At 70.7% G+C, this 20,148-nt stretch carries 23 protein-coding genes and 1 tRNA gene; 8 read left to right on the top strand and 16 right to left on the bottom strand.

What is annotated here, in order from left to right:
- Positions 1 to 20 precede the first annotated feature (20 nt).
- The 6 genes from ACLJQZ_RS00220 to ACLJQZ_RS00195 all read right to left on the bottom strand — a co-directional run bounded on the left by ACLJQZ_RS00220 (position 21) and on the right by ACLJQZ_RS00195 (position 5,601).
- Positions 21 to 392, bottom strand: a complete 372-nt coding sequence (locus ACLJQZ_RS00220) for a YbaB/EbfC family DNA-binding protein (RefSeq protein ID WP_410617886.1) — start codon at positions 390 to 392, stop codon at positions 21 to 23.
- Positions 389 to 709 (bottom strand): hypothetical protein, encoded by a 321-nt coding sequence (locus ACLJQZ_RS00215; protein WP_410617885.1) that lies wholly within the window; start codon positions 707 to 709, stop codon positions 389 to 391. The genes ACLJQZ_RS00220 and ACLJQZ_RS00215 overlap by 4 nt, the downstream gene beginning before the upstream one ends.
- Positions 706 to 1,281 carry a hypothetical protein gene (locus tag ACLJQZ_RS00210; RefSeq protein WP_410617884.1) on the bottom strand — a complete coding sequence of 192 codons (576 nt, stop codon included), beginning with the start codon at positions 1,279 to 1,281 and terminating at the stop codon, positions 706 to 708. Before ACLJQZ_RS00210 ends, ACLJQZ_RS00215 begins: the two co-directional genes overlap by 4 nt.
- The gene (locus tag ACLJQZ_RS00205; protein WP_410617883.1) at positions 1,281 to 2,471 is read right to left on the bottom strand and encodes a putative T7SS-secreted protein; all 1,191 of its coding nucleotides are present in this window, start codon (positions 2,469 to 2,471) and stop codon (positions 1,281 to 1,283) included. Before ACLJQZ_RS00205 ends, ACLJQZ_RS00210 begins: the two co-directional genes overlap by 1 nt.
- On the bottom strand, positions 2,468 to 2,974 hold the full coding sequence (locus ACLJQZ_RS00200; protein WP_410617881.1) for a hypothetical protein: 507 nt from the start codon (positions 2,972 to 2,974) through the stop codon (positions 2,468 to 2,470). Before ACLJQZ_RS00200 ends, ACLJQZ_RS00205 begins: the two co-directional genes overlap by 4 nt.
- A 140-nt stretch (positions 2,975 to 3,114) precedes the next feature.
- Complete coding sequence (locus ACLJQZ_RS00195; protein ID WP_410617880.1) at positions 3,115 to 5,601, bottom strand: endonuclease/exonuclease/phosphatase family protein; 2,487 nt, start codon at positions 5,599 to 5,601, stop codon at positions 3,115 to 3,117.
- A 126-nt stretch (positions 5,602 to 5,727) separates the two neighbouring features.
- Here ACLJQZ_RS00195 and ACLJQZ_RS00190 point away from each other — a divergent pair, with 126 nt between their 5' ends.
- Positions 5,728 to 6,762, top strand: a complete 1,035-nt coding sequence (locus ACLJQZ_RS00190; protein WP_410617879.1) for a CapA family protein — start codon at positions 5,728 to 5,730, stop codon at positions 6,760 to 6,762.
- Positions 6,763 to 7,053: 291 nt separating this feature from the next.
- Here the strand turns inward: ACLJQZ_RS00190 and ACLJQZ_RS00185 are convergent, their stop codons facing one another.
- Both ACLJQZ_RS00185 and ACLJQZ_RS00180 read right to left on the bottom strand, forming a co-directional pair.
- A complete protein-coding gene (locus ACLJQZ_RS00185) occupies positions 7,054 to 7,500 on the bottom strand; it encodes a limonene-1,2-epoxide hydrolase family protein (RefSeq protein ID WP_247058999.1) in 447 nt (148 codons plus the stop codon).
- Between the two features lie 16 nt (positions 7,501 to 7,516).
- Complete coding sequence (locus tag ACLJQZ_RS00180) at positions 7,517 to 8,437, bottom strand: TauD/TfdA dioxygenase family protein (protein ID WP_410617877.1); 921 nt, start codon at positions 8,435 to 8,437, stop codon at positions 7,517 to 7,519.
- Between the two features lie 324 nt (positions 8,438 to 8,761).
- Between ACLJQZ_RS00180 and ACLJQZ_RS00175 the strand changes: the two genes are divergently transcribed.
- Positions 8,762 to 9,187 (top strand): hypothetical protein, encoded by a 426-nt coding sequence (locus ACLJQZ_RS00175; protein ID WP_410617876.1) that lies wholly within the window; start codon positions 8,762 to 8,764, stop codon positions 9,185 to 9,187.
- Positions 9,184 to 9,756 (top strand): hypothetical protein, encoded by a 573-nt coding sequence (locus ACLJQZ_RS00170; RefSeq protein WP_410617875.1) that lies wholly within the window; start codon positions 9,184 to 9,186, stop codon positions 9,754 to 9,756. Before ACLJQZ_RS00175 ends, ACLJQZ_RS00170 begins: the two co-directional genes overlap by 4 nt.
- Here the strand turns inward: ACLJQZ_RS00170 and ACLJQZ_RS00165 are convergent.
- The 5 genes from ACLJQZ_RS00165 to ACLJQZ_RS00145 form a co-directional block, all read right to left on the bottom strand.
- Positions 9,749 to 10,531, bottom strand: a complete 783-nt coding sequence (locus tag ACLJQZ_RS00165; RefSeq protein WP_410617874.1) for an SDR family oxidoreductase — start codon at positions 10,529 to 10,531, stop codon at positions 9,749 to 9,751. The genes ACLJQZ_RS00170 and ACLJQZ_RS00165 overlap by 8 nt on opposite strands.
- A gap of 304 nt (positions 10,532 to 10,835) precedes the next feature.
- Positions 10,836 to 10,923, bottom strand: a tRNA-Ser gene (locus tag ACLJQZ_RS00160).
- A 33-nt stretch (positions 10,924 to 10,956) separates the two neighbouring features.
- Positions 10,957 to 11,166: a CsbD family protein gene (locus ACLJQZ_RS00155; protein WP_247063786.1), complete on the bottom strand. Its 210-nt coding sequence runs from the start codon at positions 11,164 to 11,166 to the stop codon at positions 10,957 to 10,959.
- Positions 11,167 to 11,223: 57 nt separating this feature from the next.
- A complete protein-coding gene (locus ACLJQZ_RS00150; protein ID WP_247059014.1) occupies positions 11,224 to 11,652 on the bottom strand; it encodes a nucleoside deaminase in 429 nt (142 codons plus the stop codon).
- Between the two features lie 23 nt (positions 11,653 to 11,675).
- A complete protein-coding gene (locus ACLJQZ_RS00145) occupies positions 11,676 to 12,158 on the bottom strand; it encodes a tRNA adenosine deaminase-associated protein (protein ID WP_247059016.1) in 483 nt (160 codons plus the stop codon).
- A 77-nt stretch (positions 12,159 to 12,235) separates the two neighbouring features.
- Here ACLJQZ_RS00145 and ACLJQZ_RS00140 point away from each other — a divergent pair, with 77 nt between their 5' ends.
- Positions 12,236 to 13,465: a M20 metallopeptidase family protein gene (locus ACLJQZ_RS00140; RefSeq protein ID WP_410617872.1), complete on the top strand. Its 1,230-nt coding sequence runs from the start codon at positions 12,236 to 12,238 to the stop codon at positions 13,463 to 13,465.
- Here ACLJQZ_RS00140 and ACLJQZ_RS00135 read toward each other — a convergent pair.
- A complete protein-coding gene (locus ACLJQZ_RS00135; RefSeq protein ID WP_410617871.1) occupies positions 13,462 to 15,450 on the bottom strand; it encodes a phosphocholine-specific phospholipase C in 1,989 nt (662 codons plus the stop codon). The two genes, ACLJQZ_RS00140 and ACLJQZ_RS00135, sit on opposite strands and share 4 nt — an antisense overlap.
- Positions 15,451 to 15,501: 51 nt before the next feature.
- On the opposite strand from ACLJQZ_RS00135, the gene ACLJQZ_RS00130 reads away from it, so the two are divergent.
- The 4 genes from ACLJQZ_RS00130 to thrS all read left to right on the top strand — a co-directional run bounded on the left by ACLJQZ_RS00130 (position 15,502) and on the right by thrS (position 18,477).
- On the top strand, positions 15,502 to 15,879 hold the full coding sequence (locus ACLJQZ_RS00130) for a VOC family protein (protein WP_410617869.1): 378 nt from the start codon (positions 15,502 to 15,504) through the stop codon (positions 15,877 to 15,879).
- Between the two features lie 25 nt (positions 15,880 to 15,904).
- Positions 15,905 to 16,372, top strand: a complete 468-nt coding sequence (locus ACLJQZ_RS00125) for a heme-degrading domain-containing protein (protein WP_410617868.1) — start codon at positions 15,905 to 15,907, stop codon at positions 16,370 to 16,372.
- A 77-nt stretch (positions 16,373 to 16,449) separates the two neighbouring features.
- Positions 16,450 to 17,073: a dihydrofolate reductase family protein gene (locus tag ACLJQZ_RS00120; RefSeq protein WP_410617867.1), complete on the top strand. Its 624-nt coding sequence runs from the start codon at positions 16,450 to 16,452 to the stop codon at positions 17,071 to 17,073.
- A gap of 111 nt (positions 17,074 to 17,184) precedes the next feature.
- Complete coding sequence (gene thrS, locus ACLJQZ_RS00115) at positions 17,185 to 18,477, top strand: threonine--tRNA ligase (protein WP_410617866.1); 1,293 nt, start codon at positions 17,185 to 17,187, stop codon at positions 18,475 to 18,477.
- Here the strand turns inward: thrS and ACLJQZ_RS00110 are convergent.
- Both ACLJQZ_RS00110 and ACLJQZ_RS00105 read right to left on the bottom strand, forming a co-directional pair.
- Positions 18,410 to 19,249: a MerR family transcriptional regulator gene (locus ACLJQZ_RS00110; protein WP_410617865.1), complete on the bottom strand. Its 840-nt coding sequence runs from the start codon at positions 19,247 to 19,249 to the stop codon at positions 18,410 to 18,412. The two genes, thrS and ACLJQZ_RS00110, sit on opposite strands and share 68 nt — an antisense overlap.
- A gap of 111 nt (positions 19,250 to 19,360) precedes the next feature.
- Positions 19,361 to 20,137: a tyrosine-protein phosphatase gene (locus tag ACLJQZ_RS00105; RefSeq protein ID WP_410617863.1), complete on the bottom strand. Its 777-nt coding sequence runs from the start codon at positions 20,135 to 20,137 to the stop codon at positions 19,361 to 19,363.
- Between the last annotated feature and the right edge of the window lie 11 nt (positions 20,138 to 20,148).

Raw genomic sequence — 20,148 nt, 5'->3', positions numbered from 1 at the left:
CCAGCCGTTCCAGCCCGGTCTCAGACGTCGTAGACGGTGTCGTAGGGCTCGTCTTCGTCCGGAACCTGCCTGCGCTGCCGCACCACCGGCTGTTGTTGCTGCCGTTCCGGCGGACTCGCGAGACGGCTACCGGCGGCAACGGCTTCCCGCACAGCGGCGGTGATGGTCCGGCCGAGACTGACGGCGTCGCACCGCATGGCCTCGGGCGCCAGCCGCACCTCACTGACGACCCCGCCGGGCCCGGCAAGCACGGTGACGCTCCGATCCGCCGAGACGACGGTCGTGTGCCCGCTCCCCGCGATCCCCGCGAGCAGCCGCCGGTTCTCGGCCTTGCGGTCCTCGATCTGCTTGAGCTGCCAGCGCATCTCATCGATCAGCTGCGGATTGTTCATGGTCTCCCCGGATACCGCACGAATTCGTAGTACTTGGCGAACCGGTGCTCGATCAGCGCGTAGCCGCGGCTGTGCGCGACTCGGCGGAGATCCTCCCGCGTCAGGCCGATCTCCATCATCCGGACGCACACCTGATACCGACCATCGAGCTGCGCGGCCAGGAGCATCATCTGCTCGTCCCGGGGCTTCCTGGACCGCGCGATCCGGATGATGGTCATCGCCAGGGCGCCGGCCGCGAGGCCGCCGAGCACGATGAAACCGAGCACGTACGCCAGCGGGAACGATGAGGCGTCCGCCGCCGGCGTCCAGGCGGTCACGCGTTCTCCTGGCTGCGCAAGCTCCAAGCCACCCTGGCTGTCGCCTCGGCGACCGCCAGCCAGGCGTCCTCCGACGCTGTGGCGACCGAGAGCACAACCACGGACCGGCCGTCCGGCAACGGAATCTGGTACTCGGCCTTGATCTGCGCGCGTACGTCCCCCTCCGGCAGGTGGAACTCGCCGCCGCTGATCGCGACGACAGCCGGGCCGATCGGCAACCGCACCGGTTGGACAACCGCGCGGGGGTGGCTGCTCCGGTACTGCTCGGCCATCGCCGCGACGACGGCGTCCGGGTTGACGGGCGCGGTCTCGGGCCACTGCACCACGCCCAGCGTCAGGGTCGCGACGTCCGACTGCCGCGGGCCGACCGCGAACTTGCCGAACACGCGGATACCGTTGGCCTGCATGGTCGGCACCAGCGCCATCAGGTAGCTGCCGAACTCTTCGATGCTCGTACCCGCTCCGGCCGCCAGGTTCCCGGCGACGGTCCAGGCGTGCCCGCGGTTCAGCTTGTCGTCACCGCCCACCGGCATCCCGGCGAACCCGGGCGGCAGGTCGATCTGCAGCGGCATCAGTTCCACACCTCGTCTTCCGCCCGCTCGCGACGACGATCAGGCGCGTTGTCGGCTTGGGTGCCGGCTTCCGCCGCGTGCGTGTAGGCGCTCACCCCCGGCGAAACGACCGCGGCCCAGTCGTCGGCGTCCTTCGGCCGCCAGTAGCTCTTGAAGTCGCTGATCGGCCCTTCGAAGCTCCCACCGAGCGTCTGGCTCGCGCCGTCGATCTGGAGCTGAGCCCCGAACGCGCCGTAGCCGAGGCCTTTCATCACGCCCTCGACACCCGGTGGCGCGAAGGTGCCGATCAAGGACGTCCCAGCACCGATCCCGTCGAAGAACAGGGTCTCCGTGGCGACGTCGGCGCCCGCTGCCGCCGCGGTGGCGTGGCCGGCCAGCGCGGCGACCCCCATCCCGGTCGCGACCCCGCCGACCACCACGTTGACCGGCGGCGGGAGGAACTCGCCGACGAACCCGAGAACGTTGCCGATGTCCCCCGTCACGTCGGAGCACTTCGAGATCACCTCGGCGTGGTCCTGGACGAAGTTCCAGGCCTCGTCCACCGAGTCGGCCAGGGTGTTCGACAGGTCGGCCAGCGCCCCGCCCACCGCGTCGGACAGCTCGTCCAGCAGGTCCGGCTCGTCGGGCGCCGGCTCCTTCGCCTTCCGCAGCAGCTCGGCGACCCGGCCCGCGGTGTCGGTGTGCTCGGTCAGCAGCTGCTTCGCCGCGTCCTGGACGTTCTGGCAGCCGTCGATCGCGGTCTCGAGCTGCGCACCCGCGTTGTCCAGCAGGCGCTGGGCGATCTGCAGGGACGGCTGGTCCGGGAACGTCCGGTTCGCCAGCGCGAGGTCCGGGTTCGCCCGCGCCTGCTCGGCCGCGCGGGCGGCCGCCTCCGCGCGGGCTTCCAGGTCCGCCGCGCGCTTCTGCAGGTCGCCGAGGTCGTGGGACCACGCGTCCAGCGCGTCGGCGGCCTGACCCATCGACTTGGCGGCGCCGTCGAGGTACCCCGGCAGCGGGCCGACGCGCCGTGTGAAGGCCTCGCTCGCCTCGCCTTGCCAGACGCCCTGCTTGGTGACGATCTCGCGCAGCGAGACGTTCGCCTCCGCCAGATCACGGCTCACGACGCGGTACTTGCCGGCCAGCTCGGCGACGCCGTCGAGATCGCCGGGCGCCGGGTCGAAGCCCAGCGCCGGGAAGTCGCGCGCGCTCATCGATCGAGGCCGTTCAGGAGGTCGGTGATGCCACCGGTCGCACCGCCACCGACCGGCCGCTCGTCCGGCACCGCACGCTCGGCCAGGTCGTCGATCCCGGCCGCGCCACCACCGACCGGTCGGTCGTCCCGGCCGGCCGGCTCACCCACACCCGGCATCCCGCCCGTGATCCCGCCGCCCACCGGACCATCACCCGAGCCGAACACCGCGGACCCGAACTTCCCCAGCTCCCCGCCGAACCGGGCCTCGATCCGCTCGTACTTCCCCTTCGCCTGCTTCAGCCGCTCCGTGATCCCGACAGCCGCGTCACCGAGCCGCTCGATCCCGTACCCCCACGCCTCCTCGAACTCCGCTCCCGCCCGGCTCAGCTCGGCATGGCCGAGCGAGCCGAACGCCCCACCGCCGCCGAGTTTCCGGTTCGCGTCGGCCATCCGGTCCGCCGTCGTATCCAGGTCGGCGATGAGCTTGCCCAGCTCGTCGACCTTCACCGCGTATCCGTCCACGCCACCCCTCCCTGTGGTCCCTCGCCCAGTAAGACGACCGAACACGCAGAGCGGTTTCGAAGTCACTCGATGTCACTCGAAGGTGTGGGCACGAAGAAGGCCGCCACCGGGCAACGCCCGATGACGGCCTTCCCAAGGAACTACGGCTGCGGGAAGTACTTCCCGAGCACCTGCTCCAGGTAGTCGAGCAGGTCGTACAGCGCGTCCTGGATCGCGTTGCCGGTGGTCGGCCGGAACCGGATCACCTGCGGGTCGTGGTCACTGGCCTGGTCCGCGAACTCCGCGTTGATGTGGACGACGTCGTAGTCCACCCCGCGCAGCGCCTTCGACGCCAGGATGTGGTCCAGCACCTGCGACTGGCCCTCGAAGACGTAGCTGTAGCGCTCCGCCTCCGGCACCGTCGCGATCAGGTCCTTCAGCGCGCCACCGGCGGTGAGCGTCTGGACGGCCGGCGAGAACGGGTAGTCGTTCAGGTCGCCCGCCACCACGATGTTGGCGTTCTTGTCGGCCGCGAGGAGGGAGTCGACGAACCCGCGCAGCACCGTCGCCTGCTTGGCCCGCTGCACCTCGGAGCTGCGCACCGGCGGCTGGTTGCGGCCGTGCGTCGGCTGGTCGCCGCCCTTCGAGTTGAAGTGGTTGGCGATGACGAACACCGTGCGGCCCTGGAAGACGAACTCGCCGGCCAGCGGCTTGCGGCTGGCCGTCCAGGCCTCGTTCGCCGGGTCGACGCGCCCCGGGGACGCCGACAGGTGCGCCTTGCCGTGGTCCTTCGTCACGCTGACCGGCGTGGTCGACGTGCCACCCGGACGGTCCACAAAGGACACACGAGCCGGGTTGAACAGGAACGCCACGCGGATGTTGCCGCCCGGCTGGCCGCCGTCCTGGTCGTTCACCGGGTCGATCGAGCGCCACTGGTAGCGCGGGCCACCCTTGGCGACGATGGCGTCGGTGAACTTCTGCAGCGTCTGGTCCGCGACGACGACGCCGTCGTCGGTCGCGCCCGTGTTGTCCTGGATCTCTTCCAGGTTCACGATGTCCGGCGTGGCCAGGTGGGTCACGATCGCCTCGCCGAGCCGGTCGTACTTGGCCTGCGGGTCGCTCGGCGCCAGGTTTTCGACGTTGTAGGTGGCCACGGCCAGCTCGCCGGTGCGCTGCTTGCGCGTGGTCTCGGCCTGCAGCCCGTTGTCCTTGTCGGCCCCCAGCACGCTGGCGAACAGCGTGTAGCCACCGAAGGTGCTGTACTCGACCGGACCGGACGTGACGCCGGTCAGCGCGTCACCGACGTTGAGCTTCGGGAACGGCCGCTGGTCGAACGAGATCAGCGACTGGACCTTGAGGACACCGCTGTTGAGCTTGTCGTAGCCCAGGTAGACGCTGCCGCCGCGGACGGAGCGGTGCTGGTCCGGCTTGGTCGTCACGTACAGCTCGTTGAACGAGTTCGACGGGCCGACGACGCGGGCGTCGGTGACGCTCACGATCTCGCTCTCGTGCGCCTCCCAGAAGTCCAGCGCGTACTTCGCCGGCTCCAGGGGCAGCGCCTCGATGTTCCCGCCGGGCGACGGCGCGTAGGTCTCCGGCACCGTCGTGGGGCTCAGCACGGTCGGCGCGGGCAGCGCGTTGTCGTGCGAGTCGACCGTCCACTGTGCCGTGCCCAGCTCGGTGAGCGACTGGTAGACCGACGTCGACGGGGTGTCCGGGTAGAACTCGCGGACGGTGCCGGTCGCGGTCACGGCGTCGCCGACCGCGACGGCCGGGCTGGTGGAGCCGGTGAACACGAACAGGCCCTCGCTGGTGCGCGGGTCGTTGTCCGGGGCCGGGTCGGTGAGCCAGAAGCCGCGGGACGAGCCGAAGGTCCGCGTCGCGGTGACGACGCCGGTCACGCCGCTGACCTTCTGGTCCTTCAGCGGGGAAAGCCGCGTGATGCCCTGGATGTCGTGGATCTTCGCCGGGATCCCCGGCTCGCCGGGCCCGGTGCCGCCGCCGGTCGTCTCACCCGCGGCGTTGGTCGGCGTCGGGTCGCCGACGGTGAAGTCCGCGGCGTTGTCGTCCGTGTCGGCCAGGGTCGTGCCGCGCGCGACGGACGTCGCGTTGGCCGGCGCCGCCGTCGGGTTGCCCTCGCGCACGGTGGCGGCGCCGAACCCGACGAGGTCCTTGACCCGGGTGTCGGCCGCGCAGTCCGCGGCGGTCTTGCAGGTCAGCGCGGTGGCCCCGGAGACGAGGGCGATCGTGCCCGCGGTCGCCGACATCGCGATCGTGCCGGTCGCGTCCGGTGCGGGCAGTGCGACGGTGCCCCCGGCACCCTTGCCCTCGGCCACCAGGTAGCGCCCGCTCGGCGCGACGCTGCCGGCCAGCTGCGTCACCTGCCAGGTGCTCGACGCGCTCGCCGAACCGGGCAGGTACTGGACGCTGAAGCCGGCCAGGCTCGCGGCCGCAGTACCGTGGTTGGCGAGTTCGACGAAGTCGTTGGTCAGCGTGGCGCCGGAGTTGCCGCCACCGCCGTAGACCTCGGCGATGACCGCGTCGGCGCTGGGCGTCGCGAGCGCGGCCGGTGCGGCCACCCCGCCGAGCACCAGGCCCGACGCGACGGCCACCGTCAGCGCGGCCTTGGATCTGTGGGTCTTGGTCACCCTGAGTCCCCTTTGTGCTTGAACAGTCGTGGCATAGTCCCCCGAACAGATGAGGAGCAGGAAGACAAAGATGCAACGATTCGTAACAACTACTTTCGTCGTCACTCGATCGGCAGAGCAGGCTTCGTGATCACGTTGGTACTTGGCGGAGACGTCAACGTTCAGGGCCGCACCACACCGTCGAAGGCCTTCGAACACCTGCATCCCCTGCTCCAGGGCGCCGACATCCGGTTCGTGAACCTCGAAGGACCGCTGTCAGGCACCGCCGGGAACTCCGGCGGCGCGGACATCCCGCACAAACCGAACTGGCGCCATTCCGCGCAGGAGATGGTCGAGGCGTTGACGGTCGCCGGCGTCGACGTCGTCTCGTGCGCGAACGACGTCACCTACCCGCCGGCCGCCGCGATGACGAGCCTCGCCGTGCTCGACGAAGCCGGGATCGCACACTGCGGCGCCGGCACGGGCCTCGCCGCCGCGCACGCGCCCGCCGTGCTCGAACGCGCCGGGCAGAAGGTCGCCTTCCTCGCGTACACGTCGCTCTGCTGGCCGTTCGGCCAGGCGGCGCAGGTGACGGCTCCGGGCGTCGCGCAAGCGCTTGCGACCACGTCCTACCAGCCGGACCCGCGCGTCGCCGACGTCCCGGGGCTGCCGCCGCTGGTGCGCACGGCGCCGGTGCCCGAACACCTGGAGCGGCTCGCCGCCGACGTGCGCCGGGCGAAGGCGGCCAACGACCACGTCGTCGTCTCGATGCACTGGGGCCTGCCCGGCGCGGACCTCGCGGAGTACCAGGTGACCTACGGCCGGGCGGCGATCGACGCCGGCGCCGACCTGGTCGCCGGACACGGCCCGCACACGATCCAGGCCGTCGAGGTGTACCGCGGCCGCGCGATCCTCTACAGCCTCGGCAACCTCGTGTTCGACTGGCCCGCGATGCGCGGCCGGCACCTCGACGGACTGCTGGCCGGCTGCATCTTCGGCGACGAACCCCGGCTCGAGCTCATCCCGGTGCGGCGCAACGCCGACAACGAGTGCGAACCGCTCGCGGGCGAGGAAGCGGACCGGGTGCTGCGCTACGTCACGGACGTCTCCGCGCAGCGCGCCACCGCGGTGACCGTGCGGGACGGGATCGCGTCGGTGGCGGGCTTAGGCGTTGGGGCGTAACGGATCGCGCGCGAGGAGTTACAGCTCGCGTCAGGCCTGTCACCCATCCGGCGCATCTGCCTTAAATGCAGGTCAAGGACCGGAGTCACCGCTGTGAAGCAGAGGTACGGTCTGCGTGAGCCGCCGGAAAAGTGGCGTAGACCACTTCCCGGAGGCGCAAGAGTCAGCACGACACGGGGGGAGGGAGAATGATCATGTGGGGGCTGATCGTTCTCAGCTGCGTGTTCGTGCTGGTACTGGGGACAGCCGCGGTCGTGGACCTTCGGGCCCACGATCGCGGCAGTACCCGGGTCAGCGGACGGCGGACCTCGCCCGATAACGGCCGATGAGCGTCCGCGCGCCGGCCAGCGCGACCCGCCCGGCGCCCTTCGCGCTCGCCGCGAGCACCGTCGTCCAGTCGAAGTAGTCGCGCCACAGCACGATCCGGCCGCCTTCGACCTCGAACGTGCCACACACCCAGAACTCCGCTTCCCACGCGCCGCGGCGCAGGACGTCGGTGCGTTCGGTGAGGACGATGTTGCCGTCCGCGGCGATGTGGTGCGTACGCGCTTCGAACCCGGAACCGAACCGGGCCATCAGCCGCAGCTGCTTCTCGACCGCGGCGACGCCGCGAGCGGGCGGCAACGGCACGTTCTGGTACACGATGTCGCTCGCCGCGAACGTCAGCGCGCGGTCGATGTCGAGGTCTTCGAGGGCCTTCAGGAAACCGGTCACCACTGCCTGGGGGTCTTCGGTCATGCCCTCAGGCTAAGGCTCAGAACGGCCGGTCGCCCGCGATGGCGACGCGCTCCGCGATCCGCACGTGCGGGTGGTAGTCGTTCACGGCATAGTGCTGCGTCGCGCGGTTGTCCCAGAAGGCCACCGACTCCGGCCGCCAGCTGAACCGCACCTGGAACTCGGGCGTGTGGGCCTGCAGGAACAGGTACCGCAGCAGCCGGTCGCTCTCGGCCCGGTCAAGACCGACGATGTGCGTCGTGAACGCCTGGTTGACGAACAGGGTGCGCCGCCCGGTCTCCGGGTGCGTGCGGACCACCGGGTGCTCGACCGGCGGGAACTGCTCCTGCCACTGCGCGAGCAACGCCGGATCGGCGAACCGGTCGAAGCCGGGGAGGTAGTCGTGCACCGCGGTCAGCCCGTCGATGCGGGCGCGGACGTCTCCGGGCAGGTTGTCGTAGGCGGCGGCCATGTCGGCCCAGATGGTGTCGCCGCCGACCGGCGGCACCTCGATCAGCCGCAGCACCGACCCGAGCGCCGGGTTGGGCCGCCAGGTGACGTCGGTGTGCCAGATGTTCTCGAAGCCGGGCATGGACGCGGTGCGCTCGAAGCGCGTGACCTCGTCGTTCTCGCCCCGCGGGATGAACGGGTTGGTCTCCAGCTCGCCCCAGTTCGCGGCGAACGCGCGCTGCTGCGCCGGCGTGATCCGCTGGTCGCGGAAGAAGACGACCTTCCACTCGAGCAGGGCGCGGTTGAGCTCGGCTCGCAGTTCGGGCGTGACCGGCCGGGCGAGGTCGACGCCGTCGATCTCGGCGCCGATCACCCGGCCGAGCGGGCGGATCCGGAACAGTTCGTACGGTTCGCCCGGGTTGTCCCGGAGGGCGCGCGGGCCCTCGACGATGCCGTCCGTGGGCGTCACGGCCTCACGCAGCTGAATCCGGGCAGGAGGATCTACGGACATGACTGTGCTCCAAGGGTTTTCGGGAGAATTCGGACGCCGGGCTCGCGTCAGGCAGGGGGCGAGCCCAGGCGGCCGCGGCGCAGGAGCAGCTCCACGGTGCCTTCCCCGATCGACCGCTTGGAGGCGCGGTCGTGCCACCGGATTGGCGTGCTTTCCGAGGTGGCGGGCATGCGCCCATGGTCAACCTAGTCCCGCCCTGCGGTCAAGACGTCCACTTGGTGGAACGCCTCCAACGTCGCAGGTCACCGCGATGCGGGCCGCGCGGGCCGATGAGGCAAGATCCTCCCCGATCGAGTGAGCGCCCTTGACGACGGAGGTCTCCCCATGCCGAAAGGCAGAGGCTCGCGGATCGACAGTGGTGTCCCGGAGCTTCGCTCCGGGGCCGGGGGCTCCGCCACCCGGAACCCCCTGAAGAGGCAATTCCCGGAGCTTCGCTCCGGGGCCGGGGGCTCCGCCACCCGGAAGAGGCCTGACCGGCTGCGCCGGGCGGCCGACCAGCTGGACCAGGCCGCGGCCGCCGACGACAAGGCCGCCGGCCGGTTCGCCGAGGCCCGCGTCGACTCGACACCGTTCGGCATCTCGGCCCAGGCCCGCGAGCTCGCGGCGCGCTGGTCGGCCGCGCTCGCCGCTCGCGAAGCGGACGCGCGCGTCCTCGGCGACGCGACGTCGGACCTGGCCGGCCGGCTCCGCATGGCGGCCGGGACCACGAGCGGTTCGGGCTTCCGGAGGCGGATCGCGGTGGCACCGTGACGCTCGAGCTGTTCGAACACCCGGCACTGACCTCGGCCGCGACCCGGCTGGCCACGCTCCGAGCGGCGGCCGGCCGGATCGGCGCGGCCGACCCGGTCGCGGCCCTGCGCCACGTCGACTGTTCGCCCGCGGCGATCCGCGCGTCCGCCACGGAGGTGGACGCGGGTTCGTCGGTGGTGACGTCGGCGGCCGCGGAGTTCCGCACCGGCGTCGACCTGGCGGAAATCGGCGGCAGCGCGGAAACGTTCGCGACCTGGGCGGACACAGTGGACGGTCGGTACGCGGAGGCAGCACGCGCGGCGGCCACGACGGCGGCACTGGGCCTCCGGATCGCTTCGGAACTGGACGCCTTGGCCCGGTCGACGTCGGCCGAGGTCACCGCGATCGCCGACGCCGCCGAGGCGGCGGCGTCAGCGGTCCTCTCGGACGACCGGTCGGCCGAGGTGGTGAGCACGGTCAGCCGCGCGTGCGCGTCGGTGGTCCGGACGGTCCAGGAGAAGGCGTCGTCGCTGACTTCCCTTGCCGCGGAACTGGAACCGCTGACGAACCCGGCGGTCGACCTCAGCTGAAGTGCTCCCGGGCCCAGTCTTCGAAGGGCCGCGCGGGATGCCCGGTGACCCGAGCGACGTCCAGCGAGACGGGCTCCGGTTCCGTCACGAGCGACGCCCAATAACCCAGGGCAGTGGTTGCGAATTCCGCACCCATCTGTTGACTCAGCTGCGTTTTCGCTTCCGCGACCGGCTGTTCTTCCCACACGGCCGGCCTTCCCATCGCATCCCCGATGAGTTTCACCTGCTCGGCCTGGGTGAGCGCTTCGGGTCCGGTGACGAGGTAGGTCTGCTTGGCGTGGTCACCGGTGATCGCCTTCACCGCCATGTCGGCAACATCGCGCTCGTGGACGAGCGATCTCCTGGCTTGCCCGTAAGGCCCCCGGACGACGCCGGTCGCGGCTTGGTCCGCCCAGCCGAGGGTGTTGGTGGCGAGGCCGGTGACCCTCAGGAAAGTCCAGTCGCCGGTGATCCTTTGGACGGCTCTCTCGACGTCTCCCCAGACACCGCCGTGCTCCGCGCTCATCGCGGAGAGATAGACGATCTTTTTTCCTTCCAACGGTTTTATGGCCTGCTCGATGCCTTCAGCCTCGAAGGAAGGCCAGAGCAAATAGACAGCGTCGACGCCTTCGGCGGCTTCGATGAGATCGGCGATGTCCCCCTGAACGACCTCGACGTCCACTGGGGCCTTCGCCGCGTCCCGCACCAAGACGCGCACGTCGACCCCGGCTTCCAGCAGGCCACTGACGACATAACGTCCGGTGTGGCCGGTGGCCCCGGTGACGAGAACGGTCATGGTGTGCTCCCTCGTGATCGGCTACCCCACCACGGTCACACTTCAAGAGCCCTTCAAGTCAAGGTGACCGCAGGAAGGAACAGATCTGGGAGCTGCTGACGTCGGAGCACCTGACGGATCCGAACCGCGAGACCATGCTCGACGCCGGCCTGGACTGGCTGCGTGCCACCGGAGTCAGCTCCGCGCACCTCTTCGGCTACGAGATCGGCAGGTGGCACACGACCCACGGATCGTGGTGAACCCGCGGCCTCCCGGAGAAAGCCGAAACCCCCGGTCGGCTGAGCCGACCGGGGGTCCGGGTGCGCGGTGGCGGTGGGATTTGAACCCACGGACGGGGATTAGCCGTCACACGATTTCGAGTCGTGCTCCTTCGGCCGCTCGGACACGCCACCGCCGAGAAATATACCGGAGGGCCTTCCCCGGCCTCACATGGGGTCAGCGGGGCGGCCGGGGCGACGTCGGGTCTGGACGTCGCGGATCACGCCTCGTGCCTTGTCGCGCAGGTCGTGAGCCACTTCGCGGACCTGGGCCGTCCTCCGCTGGGCTCGGCCCGAAGCCTTGAGACGATCGTTGCCGGTCACGTCTCCGAGCTTCTCGCGAGCGCCGCCGACTGCCTGCTGGACCTTGTCCTTCATCGTCACGACGTTCCTCCTTCGACGGGGACCTCACCGAGGGGGTACCCACAGAAGAAGTCAGCGACGCGTCGCGAAGTACGTCTCCAGCAGGGACGCGCACTCCGCGACGAGCACCCCGCCGTGGACTTCCGGGCGGTGGTTCAGCCGACGGTCGCGGACGACGTCCCACAGGGACCCCACCGCGCCCGTCTTGGGCTCCCACGCGCCGAACACCAGCCGCGAGATCCGCGCCAGCACCAGCGCGCCCGCGCACATCGTGCACGGCTCCAGCGTCACCGCCAGCGTGCAGCCTTCGAGGCGCCAGCCGTCGCCCACCACCTTGGCGGCCGCGCGCAGCGCCAGGACCTCCGCGTGCGCCGTCGGGTCGCCCAGCTCCGTGCGCGCGTTGCGCGCCGCGGCCAACGGGAGGCCTTCGGGGCTGAAGACGACCGCGCCGATCGGGACGTCCGCACCGGGGGCGCGCGCGGCCTCCAGCGCCGCCTCCACGGCCTCGGTGTCGGACGGGCGTCTCAGAGCTCGTCCAGGAGCTTGGCGAACTCGCTGCCGAACCCGACGCGCTGCGCGATCATCTGCAGCTGTTCGTCCGGGTACAGGTCGACCTCGCCGACGATGACCTCCAGCTCCGGCGCCGGCAGCCCGAGGTCCGCGAGGATCTCGAGGTCGCCTTCGGGCCAGACGGAGTCGTCTTCCTCGTCCGGCGGCTCGACGCGCAGGACGTCGAGGACGTCCGCCGCGATGTCGTAGTCGAGTGCCGCCGCCGCGTCCGAAAGCAGCAACGCCGGTCCCCGCGGGCTCGGCCGGACGAGGACGAAGAACTCGTCGTCGACCGCCAGTAGCCCGAAGGCCGCGCCGGTGGAACGTAGTTTGCCCAGTTCAGTGATCGCCGCATCCAGCTCTGTCAACGCCCCAGGGTCGAGCGCACTGCACCGCCACCGACCGTCCTCCCGGACCACGGCTACCGCGAAGCCCGTGACCGGCTCATCCACCGCCATGCGCACACCGTATTCCGCCGCTCGACCGAGCGCACGCACGGTGCGCCCGAAGCGCCGCATGGGGCACTATCGGGAGCATGACCGGCCCCACTGACCTGCCCACCTTGCCCGGCACGCCGTTCGCCGGCCTCCTCGACGACGCGCGGGCGCTGCAGGAGCGCACCGTCGCTTTGCGACGCGCCGTGCACCGGCATCCGGAACAGGGCCTCCAGCTCCCGATCACCCAGGCGGCCATCCGCGAAGCCCTCGCCGACCTGCCGTTGGAGATCACCGAGGGCAAGACCACGACGTCACTGACGGCCGTCCTGCGCGGCTCCCGGCCCGGCCCGGCGGTGCTGCTGCGCGGCGACATGGACGCGCTGCCGCTGACCGAGGCGACCGGGCTGGACTTCGCGTCCGAGGACGAGGAGTCGATGCACGCGTGCGGGCACGACACGCACGTGGCGATGCTCGCCTCCGCGGCCCGGCTGCTCGCCGAGCGGAAGGACCAGCTGGCCGGGTCGGTCGTGTTCATGTTCCAGCCGGGCGAAGAGGGCCACCACGGCGCCCGGTTCATGATCCACGAAGGCGTGCTCGACGCCGCCGGGACGCGGGTCGAGCGCGCGTTCGGCGTCCACATCCTCGCCAACCTGCGCAGCGGCCTGCTGGCGGTCCGGCCGGGCACGCAGATGGCGTCGGCGGACTCGTTCTTCGTGCGCGTCACCGGCAAGGGCGGGCACGGTTCGGCGCCGCAGCACACGATCGACCCGGTGCCCGCGGCCGCGGCGATGGTCGGCGCGCTGCACACGATGATCACGCGCCGGGTCAGCGTGTTCGACCCGGCCGTGCTCTCGGTCACGCGGATCCAGGCCGGCACGACGACGAACATCATCCCGGAGACCGCCGAGCTCGAGGGCACGATCCGCGCTCTGTCCGAGCACACGCGCGCGCTGGTCCGCGCCGAGGTGCCGAAGGTGTGCGAGCAGGTCGGCGCGGCGTACGGCTGCCGCGTCGTCGCCGACGTCGGACCGGGCTACCCGGTGACCGTCAACGACGACCGCGTCGCCGCCGAGGTCCTGAGGATTGGCGAGGCCGTGCTCGGCCGGGAGAACGTCGAGCTGATGGCCGATCCGATCATGGGCGCCGAGGACTTTTCCTATGTCCTCCAACGCGTTCAGGGCGCGTTCGCGTTCCTCGGCGCGTGCCCGCCCGGCGTCGACCCCGCCGAAGCCGCGGCGAACCACTCGAACCGCGTGCTCTTCGACGAAGACGCGATGCCGAACGGGGTCGCGATGCTGGCCGCCTTCGCCCTGGACGCCCTCCGCTAGGGCCCGGTGCGCGACGGGCGGCCGTCCTCCAGGTGCCCGGCGAAGCGCCGACGCCACTCCGGCGCTTCGAACGTGACGTCGTACCAGCCGTTCGCCGTCACCACCGGTAAGTCGTGCTCGCCGCTCGGCGGGATCGTGACGCCGTTGAGCGCGACCGGCGTCGCTCCGGTGTTGGTCACCGTCACGCGCAACGCCGGTGTCGCCTCGAACGTGACGGCGGCGTCGAGGCCGGGCCCGCTGCCCGACGCTTCCACCAGGAAGCCGTTCGGGCCGTGGATCGCGACGTCGTAGGACGCGCTGTACGCGACGTCGCCCGTCACGACGCCGCCCGGCGGGACGTCGAAGCGTTGCACCGTCGCGCCCGCGTGGTAGGCGTGCGCGGAGAGCTGCAGCGCCTGGCTGCCGTGGTTCGACAGGTGCAGCTTGAGCCCACCTGGTTCCACAGTGGCCCACGCAACCGGCTGGTACGGCAGCGGACGCGCCTTCGCGGTGCCGGACTCCTGCGTCAACGCGCCGGGCCGCACCCCCGGCTTCGGCAGCCGTGCCTGCGTCCGGTCCACTTCGGCGCGCAACGCGGCGACGTCCGGCAGCAGCGGGATCGTCGTGTCGTGCGTCCGGAAGTCGAAACAGCTGGTCAGGTCGCCGCAGATCGCCCGGCGCCACGCCGAGATGTTCGGCTCCTTCACCCCCGTCCACGTCTCGAGGAACCGCAGCACCGACGTGTGGTCGAAGACCTGCGAGTTCACCCAGCCGCCGCGGCTCCACGGCGAGATCACGGTCATCGGCACCCGCGGCCCCAGCCCGATCGGCGCCGGCGGCCCGGACGGCGCGCCCCTCGCGGGCCGGTTCGCCGGCAGGAACTCGCCGGGTGTCCCGGGTGGCGGGGTCGGCGGGAGGACGTGGTCGAAGAACCCGTCGTTTTCGTCGTAATTGATGAACACGACGGTGGATTCCCACAGTTCCGGCTTGTCCCACAACGCTTTCAGCATCCGCTGGGCGTACGCGGCGCCATCGACCGGCCGGGCCGCGGGGTGCTCGCAGTAGCCGTAGGGCGCCACGACCCACGACACCGCGGGCAGGGTCCCGGCGTCGCAGTCCGCGAGGAACTCGGCCAGCACGTGGTCGAGGTCCTGGCCCCGGCCGGAGTCCGGCTTGAGCTTCGTGCGCAGGTTCGCGCGCTCGGCCAGCCGGTGCTTCACGGGGTCCATCGAGTACAACGCGTCGTGGTAGTTCCGGAACAGCCACAACGGGTTGTCGCCGTAGTCCCCGACGAAGTGCTCCGGGACGCCGCGCTCCTCGTCGTTCGCGTAGATCCGCCACGAGACCCCGGCGGCTTCCAGGCGCTCCGGGTACGTCGTCCAGCGGAACGACGGCTCGTAGTCCGGGAAGTTGTGGGTGACCGGACCGCCCGCGACCCCGTCCGGGTCGATCGTGCCGGTCCAGTGGAACAGCCGGTTCGGCTGTGTCGGCCCTTGGATCGAGCAGAAGTAGTGGTCGCACAGGGTGAACGCGCCGGCCAGCGCCCGCTGGAACGGGATGTCCTCACGCGCGAAGTGCCCCATCGTCATCGGGCTCTTCGCGGCGATCCAGCCGTCGTACGCGCCGCCGTTCCACGCGCGGTGCGTGCTGTTCCAGTCGTGCGGCAGCTCGCCGAGGTCCTGACCGTCCACCACGGACGTGTCGATCCGGAACGGCAGCACCGGGTCGCCGCCACCGCTGCCACGTTGCCGGAAGACGTCACGCAGGGCCGCGCGGTCACCGAACCCGCGCACCCCGGCCATCGTGCCGTAGTAGTGGTCGAACGACCGGTTCTCCTGCATCAGCACCACGACGTGGCGGACGTCGTCGATCGTGCCCGTGCGCGACGCCGGCACCGCGCACGCCGCGGGCAGCGCACCGGCCACCGTCACCGCGGCCGCGCCACCGAGCACCGTCCGCCGCCGGATCCGGCCCATGCCCACCTCCTCGGCGCGAGCTTTCCGCACGTCAGCACGCCAGGCAAGGAGTACCGTCGCCGCCGGGAGAAAGGTGGAGCCATGCTCGACTCAGCGGATCTGGTCGCCTTCGCACCGTCGACCGACCTCGAACGCTCACGTGCCTTCTACACGGATGTCGCCGGGCTCGAGTTCATCGAGCAGTCTCCCTTCGCCTGTGTGTTCCGCAGCGGTGGCACCATGCTGCGTGTCACCGCTGTGCAGGAGTTCACGCCGCACCCGTTCACCGTGCTCGGCTGGGCGGTGGCCGACATCCACGCGGCCGTCGCCGAGCTGCGCACCCGGGGCGTCGAGTTCCTGACCTTCGACACGCTGCCACAGGACACCGACAAAATCTGGACCACGCCCGGCGGCCGGATCGCCTGGTTCCGCGATCCCGACGGCAACGTGCTGTCCCTGACCGAGTTCACTGGCAATTAAACAACAGTGTTGATTTAATAGGTCCATGACCGACGCCGAACGCCTCGCCCAGCTCGCTGACCAGGAGGAACGCCTCCAGTTCACGAAGTTCGACAACGAGACCGCGCTCGCCCTCGGCGCCCAGCTGCTGGCCGCCGCACGGGACCGCGGGCTGGCCGTGACGATCTCCGTCCGCCGCAACGGCCAGCGCCTCTTCCACGCGGCGCTGCCCGGGACGTCGGCCGACAACGACGCCTGGATCGAGCGCAAGAGCCGCGTCGTCGACCGCTACGGCCACAGCTCCTTCCTGGTCGGCACGCAGTTCCGCGCGAAGGGCAGCACGTTCGAGGAGGACTCCCGCCTCGACCCTGACGTCTACGCGGCCCACGGCGGCGTGTTCCCGGTGCTGGTCCGGGGCGTCGGACCGGTCGGCACGGTCGGCGTTTCCGGCCTCCCGCAGGCCGACGACCACGCGTTCGTCGTCGAGCAGCTGGAGCTGTTCCTGACGTCCTAAAATTCTTCGGACGGGTTTGTCGATCCGGCGCCTGCCTCGGACGACGCGTCGGCGACAACCCGATTCGAGGAGGCACGATGGCTGAACTGACCGTCACGATGTTCCTGTCCCTGGACGGCGTCTACCAAGGCCCTGGCGGCATCGAGGAGGACACGTCGGGCGGCTTTGACCAGGGCGGCTGGGTGACGCCGTTCTACGAGGACGACATGGCCGCCTACGTTGCCGAGTGGCTCGGCCAAGCCGGCTCGCTCCTGATGGGCCGCCGGACGTACGACATCTTCGTGCAGTACTGGCCGAAGGCGACCGACCAGGACGACCCGGTCGCGGACGCGATGAACGACCTGCCGAAGTACGTCGTGTCCCGGACCTTGCCGGGTTCGGACTGGTCCGGCGTGTCCGTCGTCGACGGCGACGTCGTCGAGTTCGTCCGCGAACTGAAGGCGCGCCCGGGCGGCGAGATCCAGGTCCACGGCAGCGGCGACCTGCTCCAGACGCTCATCGCCCACGACCTCGTCGACGAGTACCGGCTGTGGCTCTACCCGGTGGTCCTGGGCCAGGGCCGCAAGCTGTTCCCGGAGGGCGTGACGCCGAAGTCGTTCGAGCACGTCGAGACGCGCCGGACCTCGGCGGGTGTGAACGTGCTGGTCCTGCGGCCGGACGGGAAGCCCCGGCACGACACGTTCCAGCTGGCGACGGAGTAAATCCGTCGCGGCGCCGGACGCCGCTGCCTACCGTGGACGCATGATGCGCGCCATGACGACGACGCCGGAGAGTGTCCCGGCGCGCTGAACGACGTTTCCAGCCCGGGGCGGTTGCCCCGGGCTTCGTCTTGTGGTCATCCGCCTCGCCGTCCCGAGGAGTCCACAATGCACGATCACCGCAAGCTCGGCCGCGAGCTGGAGCTGTTCGGCTCCGACCCGCTGATCGGCGCCGGCCTGCCGTACTGGCTGCCCGACGGCGCGATCGTCCGCCACAGCCTGGAGGAGTACGTCCGCGACGTCGAACGCCGCGCGGGGTACCGGCACGTCCATTCGCCCGTGCTGGGCAAACGCGAGCTGTACGAGATCTCCGGGCACTGGTCGCACTACCGCGACGACATGTTCCCGCCGATGGACCTCGGCGGCGAGCAGGTCGTGCTGCGGCCGAGCCTCTGCCCGCACCACGCGTTGATCTACCGGTCGCGCGGCCGCAGTTACCGCGAGCTGCCGCTGCGCCTGGCCGAGCTCGGCGGGATGTACCGCGCCGAGCTGTCCGGGGTGCTCGGCGGCCTGAGCCGGGTGCGCGCGATCCAGCTCAACGACGCGCACGTCTTCTGCACCCTCGACCAGGTCGAGGACGAAGCCGCGGCCGCGCTGGCCCTGATCGGGCCGGCCTACGACGCTCTCGGCATCCGCCCGGCGCGCTACCGGCTCTCACTCGCCGGGGACACCGGCAAGTACGTCGGCAACGGGGAAATGTGGGCGCGGGCGGCGCGAATCCTCCGTTCGGTCCTCGACCGCAGCGGGCTCGAGTACGACGCCGTCGAGGGCGAAGCGGCCTTCTACGGCCCGAAGATCGACGTCCAGGTCGCCGACAGCGCCGGCCGCGAAGCGACCTTGTCCACCGTCCAGGTCGACTTCCATCAGCCGGCGCAGTTCGACCTGGAGTACGTCGGCGCGGACGGCGCGAAACACCGCCCGGTGATGGTCCACCGCAGCATCATCGGCAGCATCGAGCGAGCCGTGGCGCAGCTGATCGAGGTCCACGGCGGCGCGTTCCCGGCCTGGCTGGCACCGGTGCAGCTGCGGCTGCTGCCGTTGTCCGACGCGGAATTGCCTTACGCGCACCGGATCCGGAGCGACGACCTGCGCATCGAGGTCGCCGACGCGTCCCGCGGCAGCCTGGGCGCGCGCATCCGCGAGGGACGGCTGGTGCCGTACCAGGCCGTGATCGGGCCTCGGGAGGTTTCGGCGGGCTCGCTTTCCTTCCGGCTGCGCGACGGAAGCCAGGTGGCGGCACGACCGGCGGCGGAAGCGCTGGCCGCGCTGGCCGCCGAGATCAGGAAACCGCTGCGGCGAGCCAATCCAGCGCCGGCGTCAGGCTTTCCGGAGCCGACCAGCCGTTGATGACGGCGAGCAGTTCCAGATAGCGCTCGCGACGTGGATCGTTGGCGACGTCGAGCCATTCCCGCAGCCGGCCGGGTTCGCGCCCGAGGCCGTCGACGATCGCGGCGGCCTCGGGCGAATCCGGCGGCACTCCGGCGTCGAGAGCCGGTGTGACGGCGTCGCGGACTTCGGCGGCCAGGTCACGGCGCAGGCCGCCTTTGTGCTGGTCGGCGAGCCGGCGCAGGAGCGCGCGGAACTCCGGGTCCTGCGCCAGCCCGGCCAGCTCGATCCATGCCTCGACCTGCGCGGATGCCGGGTCGTCGGGCAGTTCGGGCGTCAGCGTGCGCGCGATGCCCGCGAGTTCGGGACGGTCGCCGAGCGCGTCGCGAAGGAAGTCGTCGATCAGCCGGCGACGCTCGGTGTCCGTGAGGTGGGCCAACTGATTCATGAGACTTGTCTCCTCGGGTGACGAACCACGCTCTGCGACGGCAGCCAGGACAGCGCGACGCAACCGCAGCACCCGGACCTGGACGTCCAGGGCTCCGACGTGCCTCGCCGCGACGTCGGCGACGGTGACTTCGCCGTCGACGATCCGCCGGATCGTGGCGACGTCGACACCCAGTTCGCGAAGGGTGCGGATCAGGTCGAGCCGCGCGAGTGCGGTCGCATCGAAAAGGCGGTGACCTGCGGAATTGCGCTCGGCCGGTGGCACGAGACCGCGGTCGGAGTAGAAGCGGACGGCCTTGACCGTGAGGCCGGTCAGCCGGGCCAGTTCGCCGATCGAGTACCGCATGCCGTTCAGCGTGACACCTCCCCCGAGGGGAGGCGCAAGGGTCGTTTCACCACATCGTGTCGATCACATGTTCGATGATCGGCGGTAAAGTCGGTCACGTGGAAGCAACAGTCAGTGAGCGCGTGATCCCAAGAACCGATGGCGAACGCCGCGGAGTTCGTCGCGGGAGACCCCGGCATCGAGCAGATAGCGCTCGACGTCGAAACCGTCGAGGGCCGCCAAGACGGCTCCTTCGGTCGTGGTGCCTCGCTTCGCGAGGATGGCCTCGATGACCGGCCCTTGGTCGTCGGTGCCCATCGCGGCGAACAGTGCCTTGAGGGCCTCGGCCGACAGGTCGTAGTCCGCGGCGATCGCCTGGGGTTCGACACCGGCCAGCGCGAGCACCAGGAGCGTGATCAGCCCGGTCCGGTCCCGACCGGCACCGCAGTGGAACAGGACACCGCCGGGAGCGGCGTGGGCGATCGCCTTGATGACGGCGGCGCAGCGGCCGGCTTTCCGTTGGAGGAAGAGGGGGTAGTAGAGCGGGGTGCCGTTGAGCTGTTCGCGGTTGACCTGCTGCCAGAACTCGACGTCGTCGATGTCGTCGAGCGGCACTTCGAGCCGGTCGATGCCCGGCGTGGCCGGGGTCGCAGCGGGTGCGGTGAACTGCGCCGAACCCGCCTGCGCTGTCCGCGATTCGGCCCCAGGCCGGATCTCGTCGTCGTTGCGCAGGTCGACGACGGTGCGGACGCCGGCTTCGCGAGCGTGAGCCCAGCCCGCGTCGGTGACAAAACGCAGGTCCGCCGATCTGAAGAAGGCGCCGTAGCCGGTCGTCTCCCCGGACCGGGTCGGCAGGCCGCCGAGGTCCCTGGTGTTGAAGAAGCCGTCCCAGGTCACCGCCCTGCTCATGGTTTCGCACC

The organism is Amycolatopsis sp. cmx-8-4 (assembly GCF_046548675.1).
Lineage (GTDB): Bacteria > Actinomycetota > Actinomycetes > Mycobacteriales > Pseudonocardiaceae > Amycolatopsis.
The sequence above is the reverse complement of the archived record's forward strand: the minus strand, read 5'-3'. Positions and strand labels throughout refer to the sequence as shown.

Excerpts from the sequence above, each read along its gene's own strand:
- ACLJQZ_RS00125 (WP_410617868.1), top strand. The coding sequence starts at position 15,905 with ATGACCGACGCCGAACGCCTCGCCCAGCTCGCTGACCAGGAGGAACGC.
- ACLJQZ_RS00205 (WP_410617883.1), bottom strand. The coding sequence starts at position 2,471 with ATGAGCGCGCGCGACTTCCCGGCGCTGGGCTTCGACCCGGCGCCCGGC.
- ACLJQZ_RS00155 (WP_247063786.1), bottom strand. The coding sequence starts at position 11,166 with ATGAAGGACAAGGTCCAGCAGGCAGTCGGCGGCGCTCGCGAGAAGCTC.
- ACLJQZ_RS00140 (WP_410617872.1), top strand. The coding sequence starts at position 12,236 with ATGACCGGCCCCACTGACCTGCCCACCTTGCCCGGCACGCCGTTCGCC.
- ACLJQZ_RS00220 (WP_410617886.1), bottom strand. The coding sequence starts at position 392 with ATGAACAATCCGCAGCTGATCGATGAGATGCGCTGGCAGCTCAAGCAG.
- ACLJQZ_RS00130 (WP_410617869.1), top strand. The coding sequence starts at position 15,502 with ATGCTCGACTCAGCGGATCTGGTCGCCTTCGCACCGTCGACCGACCTC.
- ACLJQZ_RS00180 (WP_410617877.1), bottom strand. The coding sequence starts at position 8,437 with ATGTCCGTAGATCCTCCTGCCCGGATTCAGCTGCGTGAGGCCGTGACG.
- ACLJQZ_RS00110 (WP_410617865.1), bottom strand. The coding sequence starts at position 19,249 with ATGCGGTACTCGATCGGCGAACTGGCCCGGCTGACCGGCCTCACGGTC.
- ACLJQZ_RS00210 (WP_410617884.1), bottom strand. The coding sequence starts at position 1,281 with ATGCCGCTGCAGATCGACCTGCCGCCCGGGTTCGCCGGGATGCCGGTG.
- ACLJQZ_RS00175 (WP_410617876.1), top strand. The coding sequence starts at position 8,762 with ATGCCGAAAGGCAGAGGCTCGCGGATCGACAGTGGTGTCCCGGAGCTT.
- ACLJQZ_RS00185 (WP_247058999.1), bottom strand. The coding sequence starts at position 7,500 with ATGACCGAAGACCCCCAGGCAGTGGTGACCGGTTTCCTGAAGGCCCTC.
- ACLJQZ_RS00105 (WP_410617863.1), bottom strand. The coding sequence starts at position 20,137 with ATGAGCAGGGCGGTGACCTGGGACGGCTTCTTCAACACCAGGGACCTC.
- ACLJQZ_RS00120 (WP_410617867.1), top strand. The coding sequence starts at position 16,450 with ATGGCTGAACTGACCGTCACGATGTTCCTGTCCCTGGACGGCGTCTAC.
- ACLJQZ_RS00165 (WP_410617874.1), bottom strand. The coding sequence starts at position 10,531 with ATGACCGTTCTCGTCACCGGGGCCACCGGCCACACCGGACGTTATGTC.
- ACLJQZ_RS00145 (WP_247059016.1), bottom strand. The coding sequence starts at position 12,158 with ATGGCGGTGGATGAGCCGGTCACGGGCTTCGCGGTAGCCGTGGTCCGG.